At 73.7% G+C, this 14,801-nt stretch carries 13 protein-coding genes; 7 read left to right on the forward strand and 6 right to left on the reverse strand.

Annotated elements, in window-relative coordinates:
• Positions 1 to 72 precede the first annotated feature (72 nt).
• The 4 genes from ilvD to ACFW22_RS23125 all read right to left on the reverse strand — a co-directional run bounded on the left by ilvD (position 73) and on the right by ACFW22_RS23125 (position 4,587).
• A complete protein-coding gene (ilvD, locus tag ACFW22_RS23110) occupies positions 73 to 1,926 on the reverse strand; it encodes a dihydroxy-acid dehydratase (protein ID WP_386407828.1) in 1,854 nt (617 codons plus the stop codon).
• A gap of 104 nt (positions 1,927 to 2,030) precedes the next feature.
• Positions 2,031 to 2,642, reverse strand: a complete 612-nt coding sequence (locus ACFW22_RS23115; RefSeq protein ID WP_384880420.1) for a TetR family transcriptional regulator — start codon at positions 2,640 to 2,642, stop codon at positions 2,031 to 2,033.
• Positions 2,639 to 3,514, reverse strand: coding sequence for a sugar phosphate isomerase/epimerase family protein (locus tag ACFW22_RS23120; protein WP_386407831.1), 876 nt, complete (start codon positions 3,512 to 3,514; stop codon positions 2,639 to 2,641). Before ACFW22_RS23120 ends, ACFW22_RS23115 begins: the two co-directional genes overlap by 4 nt.
• Positions 3,515 to 3,654: 140 nt before the next feature.
• On the reverse strand, positions 3,655 to 4,587 hold the full coding sequence (locus tag ACFW22_RS23125) for a Ppx/GppA family phosphatase (protein ID WP_386407833.1): 933 nt from the start codon (positions 4,585 to 4,587) through the stop codon (positions 3,655 to 3,657).
• A gap of 234 nt (positions 4,588 to 4,821) precedes the next feature.
• Here ACFW22_RS23125 and ACFW22_RS23130 point away from each other — a divergent pair, with 234 nt between their 5' ends.
• Positions 4,822 to 5,703, forward strand: coding sequence for a hypothetical protein (locus ACFW22_RS23130; RefSeq protein ID WP_386407835.1), 882 nt, complete (start codon positions 4,822 to 4,824; stop codon positions 5,701 to 5,703).
• Between the two features lie 150 nt (positions 5,704 to 5,853).
• On the opposite strand, the gene ACFW22_RS23135 is transcribed toward ACFW22_RS23130, so the two are convergent.
• A complete protein-coding gene (locus tag ACFW22_RS23135) occupies positions 5,854 to 7,635 on the reverse strand; it encodes a hypothetical protein (protein WP_386407837.1) in 1,782 nt (593 codons plus the stop codon).
• Positions 7,636 to 7,809: 174 nt separating this feature from the next.
• On the opposite strand from ACFW22_RS23135, the gene radA reads away from it, so the two are divergent.
• The gene (gene radA / locus ACFW22_RS23140; RefSeq protein WP_386407839.1) at positions 7,810 to 9,216 is read left to right on the forward strand and encodes a DNA repair protein RadA; all 1,407 of its coding nucleotides are present in this window, start codon (positions 7,810 to 7,812) and stop codon (positions 9,214 to 9,216) included.
• A 183-nt stretch (positions 9,217 to 9,399) separates the two neighbouring features.
• On the forward strand, positions 9,400 to 10,551 hold the full coding sequence (disA, locus tag ACFW22_RS23145; RefSeq protein WP_386407841.1) for a DNA integrity scanning diadenylate cyclase DisA: 1,152 nt from the start codon (positions 9,400 to 9,402) through the stop codon (positions 10,549 to 10,551).
• 15 nt (positions 10,552 to 10,566) lie between these two features.
• Here disA and ACFW22_RS23150 read toward each other — a convergent pair whose 3' ends face one another.
• Positions 10,567 to 11,415 (reverse strand): hypothetical protein, encoded by an 849-nt coding sequence (locus tag ACFW22_RS23150; protein WP_386407843.1) that lies wholly within the window; start codon positions 11,413 to 11,415, stop codon positions 10,567 to 10,569.
• Between the two features lie 224 nt (positions 11,416 to 11,639).
• Here ACFW22_RS23150 and ACFW22_RS23155 point away from each other — a divergent pair, with 224 nt between their 5' ends.
• The 4 genes from ACFW22_RS23155 to ACFW22_RS23170 all read left to right on the forward strand — a co-directional run bounded on the left by ACFW22_RS23155 (position 11,640) and on the right by ACFW22_RS23170 (position 14,799).
• Entirely contained in the window at positions 11,640 to 12,323 is a 684-nt protein-coding gene (locus ACFW22_RS23155) for a phosphatase PAP2 family protein (RefSeq protein ID WP_386407845.1), read from the forward strand.
• A gap of 33 nt (positions 12,324 to 12,356) precedes the next feature.
• Complete coding sequence (locus tag ACFW22_RS23160; protein WP_386407847.1) at positions 12,357 to 13,283, forward strand: A/G-specific adenine glycosylase; 927 nt, start codon at positions 12,357 to 12,359, stop codon at positions 13,281 to 13,283.
• Positions 13,284 to 13,441: 158 nt separating this feature from the next.
• Positions 13,442 to 14,014, forward strand: coding sequence for a SigE family RNA polymerase sigma factor (locus ACFW22_RS23165; protein ID WP_386407849.1), 573 nt, complete (start codon positions 13,442 to 13,444; stop codon positions 14,012 to 14,014).
• Positions 14,002 to 14,799 carry a hypothetical protein gene (locus ACFW22_RS23170; RefSeq protein WP_386407851.1) on the forward strand — a complete coding sequence of 266 codons (798 nt, stop codon included), beginning with the start codon at positions 14,002 to 14,004 and terminating at the stop codon, positions 14,797 to 14,799. Before ACFW22_RS23165 ends, ACFW22_RS23170 begins: the two co-directional genes overlap by 13 nt.
• Positions 14,800 to 14,801 lie beyond the last annotated feature (2 nt).

Here is a 14,801-nt window from a genome sequence, read left to right on the forward strand (position 1 = left end):
GGAGCGGGCTGCGGGCCCGCTCCCCTCCGCCGTGCGTCCGCCGGGCTCGGCCCGGCCCGGTCACCGCCGGGCTCAGCCCAGCTTGGTCACGTCCCGGACAGCGCCCTTGTCGGCACTGGTCGCCATCGCCGCGTACGCCCGCAGCGCCGCCGACACCTTGCGCTGGCGGTCCTTCGGCGCGTACACGCCGCCGAGGGCCTCGCGGCGGGCGGCGAGGACGTCCTCGTCGACGAGGAGCTCGATGGAGCGGTTCGGGATGTCGATGCGGACCCGGTCGCCGTCCTCGACCAGCGCGATCGTGCCGCCCGACGCGGCCTCCGGGGAGGCGTGGCCGATGGAGAGGCCCGAGGTGCCGCCGGAGAACCGGCCGTCGGTCACCAGCGCGCAGGTCTTGCCCAGGCCGCGGCCCTTGAGGAAGGACGTCGGGTAGAGCATCTCCTGCATGCCGGGGCCGCCCTTGGGTCCCTCGTAGCGGATGACGACCACGTCTCCGTCGGTGACCTGCTTGTTGAGGATCTTCTCGACGGCTTCTTCCTGCGACTCGCAGACGACGGCCGGGCCCTCGAAGGTCCAGATCGACTCGTCGACGCCGGCCGTCTTCACCACGCAGCCGTCGACGGCGAGGTTGCCGTGCAGGACGGCGAGGCCGCCGTCCTTGGAGTACGCGTGGGCCGCGTCGCGGATGCAGCCGTTGGCCGCGTCCGTGTCGAGGGTGTCCCAGCGCTCCGACTGGGAGAAGGCGGTCGCCGAGCGGACGCAGCCCGGGGCGGCGTGCCACAGCTCGACGGCTTCCTCGGAGGGCGAGCCGCCGCGCACGTCCCAGGTGTTCAGCCACTCCTTGATGGAGGGCGCGTGGACGGCGTGCACGTCCTCGTTGAGCAGCCCGGCCCGGTAGAGCTCGCCGAGGATGGCGGGGATGCCGCCGGCCCGGTGCACGTCCTCCATGTAGTACGTGCGGTCCTTGGCGACGTTCGGCGCGACCTTGGCCAGGCAGGGGACGCGGCGGGAGACGGCGTCCATGTCGGTCAGGCCGTAGTCGAGCTCGGCCTCCTGGGCGGCGGCGAGCAGGTGGAGGATCGTGTTGGTCGAGCCGCCCATGGCGATGTCGAGGGCCATGGCGTTCTCGAAGGCCGCACGGGTCGCGATGGAGCGCGGCAGGACGGAGTGGTCGTCCTGCTCGTAGTGGCGGCGGGTGATGTCGACGACCGTGCGGGCGGCGTTCTCGTAGAGCGCCCGGCGGGCGGTGTGGGTGGCGAGGACCGAGCCGTTGCCGGGGAGGGAGAGGCCGATGGCCTCGGTCAGGCAGTTCATCGAGTTGGCGGTGAACATGCCGGAACAGGAGCCGCAGGTCGGACAGGCGTTCTCCTCGATGCGGGAGATGTCCTCGTCCGAGATGTTCGGGTTGACGGCGTCGGAGATCGCGTCGACCAGGTCGAGCGTGCGGACCGAGCCGTCGACGAGGGTGGCCCGGCCGGACTCCATCGGACCGCCGGAGACGAAGACCGTCGGGATGTTGAGGCGCAGGGCGGCCATCAGCATGCCGGGAGTGATCTTGTCGCAGTTGGAGATGCAGATCAGGGCGTCGGCGCAGTGCGCCTCGACCATGTACTCCACGCTGTCGGCGATCAGGTCGCGGGAGGGCAGGGAGTAGAGCATGCCGCCGTGGCCCATCGCGATGCCGTCGTCGACGGCGATCGTGTTGAACTCGCGCGGGATGGCGCCGGCGGCCGTGATGGCCTCCGAGACGATCCGGCCGACCGGCTGGAGGTGGGTGTGGCCGGGGACGAACTCGGTGAAGGAGTTGGCGACCGCGATGATGGGCTTCCGGCCGATGTCCGCGCCGGGTACACCGGAGGCGCGCATAAGGGCGCGTGCGCCCGCCATGTTGCGGCCGTGGGTGACAGTGCGGGACCTCAGCTCGGGCATCGTCGCTCGCTCCTCGTGACGGGTGTGCTTGCTACCGAGCGTACGCCGCTGCTCCAAGATCTGGACAGGCCGTCCGAAATGCGGGACGGATGTTCACGCTTCGGTCAAGCCCGGGTCAGGTAGCGCTGGAGCGTCGGGGCCACCTGCTCGATGATCTGCTCCGGGTCCGCCGAGGCCATCGGCTCGACCTGGATCACGTACCGCAGGATCGCGATCCCGATCATGTGGGAGGCCGCGAGCTCGGCGCGGAAGCTCGGGTCCGGCACGTCCAGTTCGGCCGCGATCCGCTCCAGCAGTCGGCGCAGCACGAAGGTCCGCAGCACCTTGGCCGCCGCCTCGTGGGTGAGGGCGGAGCGGACGATCGCGAGGAGCGGTGCACGGGAGGCCGGGTTCTCCCAGACGCCGATGAAGAAGCGCGCGAGGCGTTCCCCGATGGCCTCGCGCGGGCCGCCGAGGATCGCCGGGACGACGGTCGTGGGCTCGAAGGAGACCTCCACGGCCGCGGCGAAGACCTCGTCCTTGGAGCCGAAGTAGTGGTGCACGAGCGCCGGGTCCACCCCGGCCGCCCTGGCGATGCCGCGCACGGACGCCTTGTCGTAGCCGCGCTCGGCGAACTGCGTGCGGGCCGCCTCCAGGATGCGCTCGCGCGCGCCCGGGCCGCTCTCCTCCTCGGTGCGGGACGGGCGGCCACGCCGTCGCGGGGCCGGCTCGGTCATGTGCGGGGGGCCCGTTCCGTCGTGCGGGGGCCCGGGGCGGTTCCGGGGCCCGGGGCGGGCCGGCCGGCGGCCGAGGCGAGGTGGAGCCGGGTGAAGGCGAGGGCTTCCGCGAGGTCGGCCTCGCGTTCGGCGGCTGACATCGCGCGGCGGGTGTTGACCTCGATGACCACGTGCCCGTCGAAGCCGGTGAGCGCCAGCCGTTCCAGGAGCTCGGCGCAGGGCTGCGTGCCGCGCCCCGGCACCAGGTGCTCGTCCTTGGCGGACCCCTTGCCGTCGGCGAGGTGGACGTGGCCGAGGCGGTCGCCCATCCGGTCGATCATGGCGAGGGCGTCGGTGCGGGCGGTCGCGGTGTGCGAGAGGTCGACGGTGAAGTGCCGGTAGTCGTCCTTCGTGACGTCCCATTCGGGGGCGTACGCGAGCATCTCGCGGTCCTTGTACCGCCACGGGTACATGTTCTCGACGGCGAACCGCACGTCCGTCTCGTCCGCCATCCGCCAGATGCCGGTCACGAAGTCCTTGGCGTACTGGCGCTGCCAGCGGAACGGCGGGTGCACCACGACCGTCGACGCACCGAGCCGCTCGGCGGCCGTACGGGCGCGCTGGAGCTTGACCCACGGGTCGGTGGACCAGACGCGCTGGGTGATGAGGAGGCAGGGGGCGTGCACGGCCAGCACCGGGACCCCGTGGTAGTCGGAGAGCCTGCGCAGCGCCTCGACGTCCTGGCTGACCGGATCGGTCCACACCATGACCTCGACGCCGTCGTACCCGAGGCGCGCGGCGATCTCGAAGGCCGTCGCCGTCGACTCCGGATAGACCGAGGCCGTCGACAGGGCGACCTTCGCATCCGGGATGCGCACCGCTGGTTCTGCCACGGAGACAGGGTACGGGGAGGGCCGGGGGGCCGGGGGGTGGTTCCGGTCACGCCCGGCCGCGCACGTCACGGCCCGGCACGGCCCGTCCGGGCCCGGGTGGCCGCGGGTCGCGGCCTTCCCCCGGTGCGGCGCCCGGCCCCTCAGTGCTCCGGCAGGTGGTCCAGACGGCGCAGGATGACGCCCTCGCGCAGGGCCCAGGGGCAGATCTCCAGCTCCGCGACGCCGAGCAGGTCCATCGCGCCCTCGGCGACCAGGGCGCCGGCCAGGAGCTGTCCGGCACGGCCCTCGGAGACGCCGGGGAGGGCGGCGCGCTCGGGAACGGTCATGGCGGCGAGCCGCGGCACCCATTCCTCCAGGGACCTGCGGGTGAGGATCCGCTGCACGTAGAGGCCCTCTCCCGAACCGGGTGCGCCCGCGATCCTGGCGAGCTGCTTGAAGGTCTTGGAGGTGGCCACGACGTGATCGGGGCGGCCGAAGCGGCTGAACTCGCCGACCGTGCGGGCGATCTGCGCGCGCACGTGGCGGCGCAGCGCCTTCACGTCGGAGGTGTCGGCCGGGTCGCCGGGCAGCCAGCCGGCCGTCAGCCGGCCCGCGCCGAGCGGCAGGGAGACCGCGGTGTCCGGGTCCTCGTCGATGCCGTACGCGACTTCCAGGGAACCGCCGCCGATGTCGAGGAGCAGCAGCTTGCCCGCGGACCAGCCGAACCAGCGGCGGGCCGCGAGGAAGGTCAGCCGGGCCTCCTCCTCGCCGGTGAGGACCTGGAGGTCGACCCCGGTCTCGTCCTTCACGCGGGCGAGCACCGCATCGGCGTTGCTGGCCTCCCGCACCGCGGAGGTGGCGAACGGCAGCACTTCCTCGCAGCCCTTGTCCTCGGCGGCGGCGAGCGCGTCCCGCACGGTCGCGATGAGCCGTTCGACGCCGGCGGGCGCGATCGCCCCCCGCTCGTCGAGCAGCTCGGCGAGCCGCAGCTCCGCCTTGTGGGAGTGGGCGGGCAGCGGTCGGGCGCCGGGGTGGGCGTCCACCACCAGCAGGTGCACCGTGTTCGAACCGACGTCGAGGACTCCGAGTCTCATGGGCGGAACGGTACCGATGACCCGGCCGGTTCCGTTGCCGGATGAACCATTGGCTTCGACTGCCGCCCGGGGCGCCGGCCGGCCGGGACCCCGTGGGACGCGTCACGGCGCCGGGCGGCCGGCCCCGGAGCGCTGCCGCGGTGGCGCGGGTCGCGGACGGGGGGCTTCGGCACCCGCTCCGCCGGGCCGGGTGGAAGCAGAGGTCCGTGCGCCCGCCCGCATACGCTTGGTCCTGTGCCAAAGACGAAGAAGGCGAAGCCGGACAAGGACAGTGCCGACGACGGCGTGAAGGCGGCCAGGACCGCGCACGCGGCGAAGTCGGTGAAGGCCGTGAAGGTCGGGAAGCAGAAGCGGGGCAAGGCCGAGGAGCCGGACGAGAAGGGCCTCGACTTCGCCCGCGCCTGGGTCGAGTTTCCCGATCCGGCCGACGAGGAACAGGTCTTCCGCTGTGACCTGACCTGGCTCACGTCCCGTTGGACCTGCATCTTCGGCAACGGTTGCCAGGGCATCCAGGAGGGGCGCGCCGACGACGGCTGCTGCACGCTGGGGGCGCACTTCTCCGACGAGGACGACGAGAAGCGGGTCGCGGAGCACGTGGCCCGGCTGACGCCCGAGCTGTGGCAGTTCCACGGGGTCGGGACCGAGTCGGGTTGGGTGCAGCGCGACGAGGACGGCGACCGGCAGACCCGCCGCTGGGAGGGGTCCTGCATCTTCCAGAACCGGCCCGGCTTCGCGGGCGGTGCGGGCTGCTCGCTGCACATCCTGGCGATGAAGGAGGGCCGCGAGCCGCTGGAGACGAAGCCCGACGTCTGTTGGCAGCTGCCGGTGCGGCGGACGTACGACTGGATCGAGCGCCCCGACGACAGCCGGGTGCTGCAGGTGTCGATCGGCGAGTACGACCGGCGCGGCTGGGGGCCCGGCGGCCATGACCTGCACTGGTACTGCACGACGGCCTCCTCGGCACACGTCGGCGGTGAGCCCGTCTACGTCTCGTACCGGCCGGAGCTCGTCGAGATGATGGGCGAGGAGGCGTACCGGGTGCTCGCCGGGCTGTGCGAGGCCCGGCTCGCCTCGCACCTGCCGCTCGTGGCGCCGCACCCGGCCGACCCCGCCTGATCCGAGGGGGTGCCGTCCGGCCCCCCGGCGGACCGGAACGGGCCCGCCGCGGGGCGGCGGGGCGCCCTCGTACGGGGCGCGTCGGCGGTCCCGCGGGACTGCGGGGGGCCGTGTCCCGCGGCGCAGGTCGACCGGAGGGTTCCGGGGTTCCTAGGAGGACGGGGGTGGGGGTGGCTCCTCCGTCGTCGACGGGTCCGGGTCCGAGGGGGTGGACGGAGGTTCCCCGGTCGTCGGCTCCGTGGTCGGCGGCGGGTCCGTGGGCCCGGTCGTCGGCGGCGGGTCCGTGGGCCCGGTGGGAGGCGGCTCGCTCGGGTCGGTCGGCGGCGGGTCCGTGGGCGGCTCGCCCGGGTCCGTCGGCGGCGGGGCGGTCGGCGGGGGCGTCGGCTCCGTCGTCCTCGGCGGGGGCGTGATCACCCGGTCCTCGGGCGGCGGGGGCTGCCGGTGGCCGTCGATCCGCACGACCGCGCCCGTCGGGTTGACCCCGATCCGCGCGCTCCAGGAGCCGACGGGTTCGCGCGCCCGGTCGACGCGGACGACGATCGTGGTCTTCTCGCCGGGGCGGAGGGTGCCGGAGGCCCGGCTGACGTACAGCCACGGCGCGTCCGTCCACAGCGACCAGTCGACGGGTGAACCGCCGGAGGCGGTGAGCGTGAGCAGCGTGAGGTCGCCGCGGCCGGTGGCGGCGACCTCGATCCATCCGGGTGCCGGCTCTCCGGGGCGGGACGGCGCTGCGGTGCTGCCGGGGCTGACCACCTCGACGGAGACGTCGGGGGCGCGGCTGCCCTGGGTGAAGCGGGGCTCGGGAGCGGTGCTGGTGTTGCCCGCGTTCTCGTACCGGTCGTAGGGGGCGCCGTCCGGGGTCGCCGGTTCGTCCGCCTCGGGCGTGCTGATCCCGGGACCGTCGTGGCCGGCGGTGTCGGTGTCCGGGGTTCCCCGGTAGGACGTCCACAGGGCGAGGACGGGGGCGGCGACCACGGCGGCGACGACGGTGGTGGTCACCGCGCGGGCCCGCATCCGGTCGCGGCGGGCCGTGTGGTCCTTCGGGTCCAGGGGGAACCCGGTCGGCGCGAAGCGCGGGGCGCCGGCACGCGCGCGCGGGACGTGCAGCATCGCCATGTACGCGGCGGTCCGGGGCGCCTCGACGAGGGGCAGCCGGTCCGTCGGCAGGGAGGGACCGCCGGGCCAGGGCCCCCCGGCCCCCACCCGCTCGGCCGTGCGGCGGCAGTGGGGGCAGTCGTCGACGTGCCGGACGAGTTCGGCGCGCAGGGCGGCGGAGAGGAGCACCCGCTGGTCTCCGGTGAGCCGGGCGACGGTGGGGCAGTCGCCGGTCTCGACGACGGCGAGGGCGGCACGGGTGCGTTCCACTTCGCAGCCGGCGGTGGCGAGGAGTTCGCGGGTGGCGAGCGGGTCCAGGGACAGCACGGCAGCGACCTGGCGGTGGCTGAGTCCGTGCCGCACGGAGAGCTCCAGGGCCTCCCGCTGTTCGGGCGTGGTGCCGGCGGCCTCGGGCCAGGCGAGCCGGGCGAGCTCGGCGCGGCGCCGTTCGGCGGTCTCCCGGGGAACCGGGGGCGGTTCGGGTGCGGTGACGGCCGGGCGGCCGGTGTGGGCGCCCTGGCGCTTGCGGCGCTGTTCGCCGAGGCTGCGGAGACAGGCCCAGCGGGCGAGGGCGTACAGCCAGGCGGTGCGTCCGTCCACGTCGGAGGGGCAACGGCCTTGGTGGCGTTCGGCGACGGCGAGGACGTCGCCGAGGACGGCGGTTGCCGTGTCGTGGTCGCAGAGCACGGAGAGGCAGTACGTGAAGAGGCCGTCGAGGGCGGCTTCGTAGCGGGCGGGGGGTCGCCGGCCGAGCGCCCGCCGGCCCTGGTCCGTGGCGCGGTGCGCCCGGTGTGCGCCGGTGGTGCGTGCGGAGGATTCCAGCCTGCTGCTCGTCACGGGGCGACCGTAGGCAGGACCGGGGGCACTCTTCATATTGGTTGCCCGATTCTCATTCTTACGGGTGAAGGTATCCCTCGAAGGGGGACAGGAAGCCGGTGCTCCGGCGCCGTGGCCCTCCCCCGTGGGAAGGACCGCGCCCCGCTGTCGGTGGCGGCCGGTACGGTGTCGCTCATGGCTGCCCGTACGAAAACCGCCAAGGACCGGCCGTCCTACCGCTGCACCGAGTGTGGCTGGCAGACCGCCAAATGGCTCGGTCGCTGCCCCGAGTGCCAGGCCTGGGGGACGGTCGAGGAGTACGGCGCGCCCGCCGTCCGGACGACCGCGCCGGGGCGCGTCTCCAACGCCGCGCTGCCCATCGGCCAGGTCGACGGCCGGCAGGCGACCGCCCGCTCGACCGGTGTCGACGAGCTGGACCGGGTGCTCGGCGGAGGCCTGGTGCCGGGCGCCGTCGTGTTGCTCGCGGGCGAGCCGGGCGTCGGCAAGTCCACGCTGTTGCTCGACGTGGCGGCGAAGGCGGCGAGCGACGAGCACCGCACCCTCTACGTCACGGGCGAGGAGTCGGCGAGTCAGGTCCGGCTGCGCGCCGACCGGATCGACGCGATCAGCGACCACCTGTACCTGGCCGCGGAGACCGACCTGTCGGCCGTCCTCGGACACCTCGACGCCGTGAAGCCCTCGCTGCTGGTCCTGGACTCGGTGCAGACCGTCGCCTCCCCCGAGATCGACGGGGCGCCCGGCGGCATGGCCCAGGTCCGCGAGGTCGCCGGCGCCCTCATCCGGGCCTCCAAGGAGCGCGGCATGTCGACGCTGCTCGTCGGCCACGTCACCAAGGACGGGGCGATCGCGGGGCCCCGGCTCCTGGAGCACCTGGTGGACGTCGTCCTCAGCTTCGAGGGCGACCGGCACGCGCGCCTGCGCCTGGTCCGGGGCGTGAAGAACCGGTACGGGGCGACCGACGAGGTCGGCTGCTTCGAGCTGCACGACGAGGGCATCACCGGTCTCGCCGACCCCTCCGGGCTCTTCCTGACCCGGCGTGACGTGGCCGTGCCGGGCACCTGCCTGACGGTCACCCTGGAGGGCCGCCGGCCGCTCGTGGCCGAAGTGCAGGCGCTGACCGTGGACTCCCAGATCCCCTCCCCGCGCCGCACCACCTCCGGCCTGGAGACCTCCCGGGTCTCGATGATGCTGGCGGTCCTGGAGCAGCGCGGCCGGATCAGCGCACTGGGCAAGCGCGACATCTACAGCGCGACCGTGGGCGGGGTGAAGCTCACCGAGCCCGCCGCCGACCTGGCGATCGCGCTGGCCCTGGCGTCCGCGGCGAGCGACACCCCGCTGCCGAAGAACCTGGTCGCGATCGGCGAGGTCGGGCTCGCGGGCGAGGTGCGCCGGGTGACGGGCGTGCAGCGCCGGCTCGCCGAGGCGCACCGGTTGGGCTTCACGCACGCGCTGGTCCCGGGGGATCCGGGGAAGGTCCCGGCGGGCATGAAGGTGACGGAGGTCGCGGACGTGGGCGATGCCCTGCGGGTGCTGCCCCGCGGGCGCAGGACGAAGGCGGCGGAGGACGCGCCGGGCGGCTGATCGGGTCCGGTTCCCGGGACTCCGCCCCGTGCGGGAGCGGGCCTGCGGGGCCCGCCCGCTCCCGTTCTGCCGTGCGGATCCGCACGAAGGGGAGGTCCTCGTTCCGGTGGCGGACCCCCTGCCGAGGTGGTGTCGCTAGACTTTGCCCTGGTCTCGCCCATCCGTACGAGCCGGAGGAGTGCAGTGGCAGCCAAGGACGGGGCAGCAGCTCCTGGAAAGTCCGGCGCGGGCTCCGGCAACGAAGCACTGATGCGCGCCGCCCTGAGTGCGGTCGCACCGGGCACCGCCCTGCGCGACGGCCTGGAGCGGATCCTCCGGGGCAACACGGGCGGTCTCATCGTGCTCGGCCTGGACAAGACGGTCGACTCGATGTGCACGGGCGGCTTCGTGCTGGACGTGGAGTTCGCCGCCACCCGCCTGCGCGAGCTGTGCAAGCTCGACGGCGCCCTCGTCCTCGACAAGGACATCACCAAGATCCACCGCGCGGGCGTGCAGCTGGTACCCGACGCCTCCATCCCCACCGAGGAGACGGGCACCCGGCACCGCACCGCGGACCGGGTCTCCAGGCAGTGCAACTTCCCGGTGGTCTCCGTCTCCCAGTCGATGCGGTTGATCGCGCTGTACGTGAACGGCGAGCGCCGGGTCCTGGAGGAGTCGGCCGCGATCCTGTCGCGCGCCAACCAGGCGCTCGCGACCCTGGAGCGGTACAAGCTCCGGCTCGACGAGGTCGCCGGCACGCTCTCCGCCCTGGAGATCGAGGACCTGGTGACGGTCCGGGACGTCACGGCGGTGGCGCAGCGCCTGGAGATGGTCCGCCGGATCGCCACCGAAATCGCCGAGTACGTGGTCGAGCTCGGCACCGACGGCCGTCTCCTCTCGCTCCAGCTCGACGAGTTGATCGCGGGGGTGGAGCCGGAGCGGGAGTTGGTGGTCCGGGACTACGCGCCGGAGCCGGCGTCCCCGCGGGCCGCCTCCGGGAAGGGGCCCCAGCGTTCCCGGACGGTCACCGAGGCGCTCACCGAACTGGATGCGCTCACCCACACCGAACTGCTCGAACTCCCGGTCGTGGCGCGGGCCCTCGGCTACAGCGGCTCCCCGGAGACGCTCGACTCCGCGGTGTCGCCGCGCGGCTACCGCCTCCTGGCGAAGGTGCCGCGGCTGCCCGGCGCGATCATCGAGCGGCTGGTGGAGCACTTCGGCGGGCTGCAGAAGCTGCTCGCGGCCAGCGTGGACGACCTGCAGACCGTCGACGGGGTCGGCGAGGCGCGGGCCCGCAGCGTCCGCGAGGGGCTTTCCCGGCTCGCGGAGTCCTCGATCCTGGAGCGGTACGTCTGAGTCCCGGAGGGGCCCTCAGTCCTTCGCGAGCCTGAACGACGCCGGGAGCACCTTCGCGCCCGGCACCGTCGCCTCCACCAGGTAGGTGCCGGGGTCGGCCTGGCCCGCCGGGGCGGTGGCGCACTGCGGGGCGCTGGGGCGGCGGTCCCACTCCACGGTGTGGGTGATGGTGCCGCGGGCGGGGACGCGCAACAGGACCGGGGTGCCCGGGCGCGGGCAGTCGGCGGAGGACCAGACCTCCTCGTCCTGGTCGTCGCTGACCGTCAGAACCGCGCTGCGGGGGCCGAAGTCGGCCTTGCAGGTGGTGTTCGAGGGGTTCTTGACGACGAGCTGGAAGCGGGGCTTCTCCCCCGGCTCGTAAGTGACCTTGGTGGAGCGGAGCGTCAACTGCAGGGTCCCTGCGGGGCAGTTGGGGAGCGGAGAGTCGGCCGGCACCTGTTGGCCCGCACCGGTGCCCGCGCCGCCGTCACCGCCCGCTCCGTCGGTGTCGCCGTTCTTTCCGGTGCTCCCGGTCCCGGCGTCCGTCCCCGCATCGGCGCCGGCGTCCGAGCCGCCGGAGCCGGTCGATCCGCCGCTGCCACTGCCGTCGCCGGCATCACCGTCGTCGGAATCGTCCGACTCGTCGCGCCCACCGGGCTGTTGGCTGATCGCCGTCCCGGTGCCGGAGGGTCCCGGGGTGATCGAGGGAGGAGTCGGCGTGGCGCCGTTGGCGGCGTCGTTCGCCTTCTTCCCGTCGCCGTCACCGGAGGTGAAGGCCCATGCGGCGAGCAGCGCGAGGAGCGCCACCAGGCACAGCGCCACCGCCCTCCGTCGCCAATAGATGGTGGAGGGAAGCGGCCCGACCGGATTGCGCAAAGATCCCACGCCCCGAACCTTACGAGAGATCCGGCCCAACTCCCGCCCCACCCGCCGCCCGAAGGGCCAAGTTTTGCCGATGATCACATCCGTCGGTTCGGGGAACTTTTCCCGGGGGCGACCCCGAAACCGTAGGGAAACGACGCGAATCGCAAGCCCCGCTTTCGCCGGGGAGCCGTGGTGACCGTTGGCCGGGGAAGACGGACTCCAGATTCCGGTTAGCGTCATTCCCCATGAACACCCTCCTCGACCTCTCCGATCGTCTGTACCTCGACGTCGCCGACTTCGCCCACGCCACCCCCCACTGGTTCCAGTGGGTCGCCGAGGTGTGGACGGAGCTGGGACTGCTGCTCTTCGGCGCGCTGTTCCTGGCCGGCTGGTGGCGCTCCCGGGAGGGGTCGAGCCGGGCGATGGCGCTCGCACTGCTCGCCCCGGTCGCCACCGCCTTCGGTTATGTGGTGAGCGAGGCCTTGAAGTCGTTGTTCGACGAGGAACGCCCGTGCCGCGCGGTCACCGGTGCACCCGCCTCCCTGATCACCTGCCCGCCGCACGGCGACTGGTCCTTCCCCAGCAACCACTCGGCGATCGCGGGCGCCGCTGCGATCGCGCTCGCGCTGTCCTGGCGGGGCATCGTCTGGCTGACCGTGCCGATGGCGCTGCTCATGGCCTTCTCCCGGGTCTTCGTCGGGGTCCACTACCCGCACGACGTGACCGTCGGCCTGCTCCTCGGCGGACTGGTCGCCTTCCTCGTGATGCGGGTGGGGGAACGGCCCGTGCGGTCCCTGGTGGAGACGGCCCGGTCGAGCCGGAGCTCGGCCGTGGTCTGGTGTGCGGGGCGCGGACCGCGCACGCGCGCCTCCGTGCACGCTCCCGCGCCCTCCGAGCGGCCCTCTCGGGCACGTCACGGCGCGTACTGATCGCGCCGGAGACGTGCCAGGATCGGAGGTGCCATGACTTCCATCGACGCTTCCCCCACGCCCCCCGTCCCCGAGGCCCCGGTGCCCGCTGCCGAGCTGCACGGGCCCGTCCTCGCCTGGTTCGACCAGCACGCCCGTGACCTGCCCTGGCGCCGCCCCGAGGCCGGCGCCTGGGGCGTGATGGTCAGCGAGTTCATGCTCCAACAGACCCCGGTCGTCCGCGTCCTCCCGGTGTACGAGCAGTGGCTGGCGCGCTGGCCCCGGCCTGCCGACCTGGCCGCGGAAGCACCGGGCGAGGCGGTCCGCGCCTGGGGGCGGCTCGGCTATCCACGGCGCGCGCTCCGGTTGCACGCGGCGGCCGTGGCCATAACGGAACGGCACCGCGGCGACGTGCCCGCCGACCACGCACAGCTGCTCGCACTGCCCGGCATCGGCGAGTACACGGCGGCGGCGGTCGCCTCCTTCGCGTACGGGCAGCGGCACGCCGTCCTGGACACCAACGTGCGCCGGGTCTTCGCCCGGGCGGCGACCGGGGTCCAGTACCCGCCGAACGCGACCACGGCCGCCGAGCGACGGCTCGCCCGGGCCCTGCTTCCGGCGGACGAGGCCACGGCGTCCCGCTGGGCGGCCGCCTCCATGGAGCTGGGCGCCCTGGTGTGCACGGCGAAGAACGAGGACTGCGGACGCTGCCCGATCGCCGGGAAGTGCGCCTGGCGGCTCGCGGGGAAGCCGGCGCACGACGGGCCGCCGCGCCGCGGCCAGACGTACGCCGGGACCGACCGGCAGGTGCGCGGCCGGCTCCTCGCGGTGCTGCGGGAGTCGCCGGACCCGGTGCCCCAGGCCGACCTGGACCTCGTCTGGGACGAGCCGGTGCAGCGGGCCAGGGCCCTGGACGGGCTGGTCTCGGACGGACTGGTCGAGCCGCTGGACGGAGGCAGGTACCGGCTGCCGACGTCCTGAGGCCGACCGCCCGAAACCTTCCCGCCCCCGCTGTTACACAACCGATGGGTAGCCGTGCGTCCACCGACGGCTGCCCCGCACAGCCCCGTGACAACCGCTCCGTAGCGTCGTCCACGACACGAGGAACAAGCAGGTCACGGGGATCGGAGGCGGTTCGGATGAGGCACGGCGAGGTGCTCGACTTCGAGGAGTACGTACGCACGCGGCAGGACGCGCTGCTGCGGAGCGCCCGTCGCCTCGTCGCCGACCCCGTCGAGGCCCAGGACCTCCTGCAGACCGCGCTGGCCCGTACGTACGGCCGCTGGGACCGCATCGCCGACAAGTCCCTCGCCGACGCCTACCTGCGCCGGGTCATGATCAACACCCGGACCGAGTGGTGGCGCTCCCGCAAGCTCGAAGAGGTCCCCACCGAACAGCTGCCCGATGCGAGCATCGACGACCTGACGGAGCAGCACGCCGACCGGGCCCTGCTCATGGACGTCCTGACGGTGCTCGCGCCGAAGCAGCGCAGCGTCGTGGTCCTGCGGCACTGGGAGCAGATGAGCACCGAGGAGACGGCGGCGGCGCTCGGCATGTCGACGGGTACCGTGAAGTCCACGCTCCACCGTGCGCTCGCCCGGCTCCGCCAGGAGCTGGAGGGACGCGGCCTCGACGCCCGTGCCCCGGGCCGGGCGGAGGGGCGGACGACGGTACGGACCGGCGAAGGGGGCAGGGAGCGGTGCGCGGCCTAGACGGCGAACCGGACGGAAGAGGAGACCGGCACCGGGGCGGTTCCGACGGCGAGGGGAACGCCCCGGGCGGCCCCGTCGCCGAAGTCTGCGGCGAGGACCTCGACGGCGGCTCCGGTGCCGGCCGGGACGCCACCGGCCCCCGCCCGCCCCGTACGGCCAGGGCGGCGGGCGCGGCGACGGCCGGCCTCGTCGCCGTCGGCCTGTCGCTGGCCGCCTGCTCCAGCGGTGGCACCGGCTCCCGTGACGAGGGCGCGGCCCGCACCGACGAGGTCGTCGCCGCGGCGCCCGTCCCTTCCGCCTCCGACCCCTCGGGTCCGCAGGCGGCCGAGCGGGTGGATCCGATCGCGCTGCTGAAGGCCGACCCGAAGATCGACGCAGGGCTCAAGGACGATCTGAAGCCGTGCGTCGCGGACGCCTACCCGGTGGACGCCTCCTACGGCAACCTCACCGGGGCCTCCGACCCCGATGTCGTCGTCAACGTGATGACCTGCGGCGATGCGGTCGGCATCGGGACGTACGTCTACCGGAAGCAGAGCGACCGGTACGAGAACGTGTTCACGGCCGAGGAGGCGGCGGTCTACGCCACGATCGACCGAGGTGACCTCGTCGTCACCCGACAGGTCTATGCGAAGGGCGACCCCGTCGCGTACCCCTCGGGCGAAGACGTGATCACCTACCGCTGGTCGGGGAACGCGTTCACCCAGCACGACTGGGTGCACAACGACTACAGCCGGGCCGTCGGCGACGGCCCGGAGCCCGCGCCGAGCGGGCCCGCGGCCCCCTGATC

Origin of the sequence: Streptomyces sp. NPDC058872, assembly GCF_042743065.1 — a bacterium.
Classification (GTDB): Bacteria; Actinomycetota; Actinomycetes; order Streptomycetales; family Streptomycetaceae; genus Streptomyces.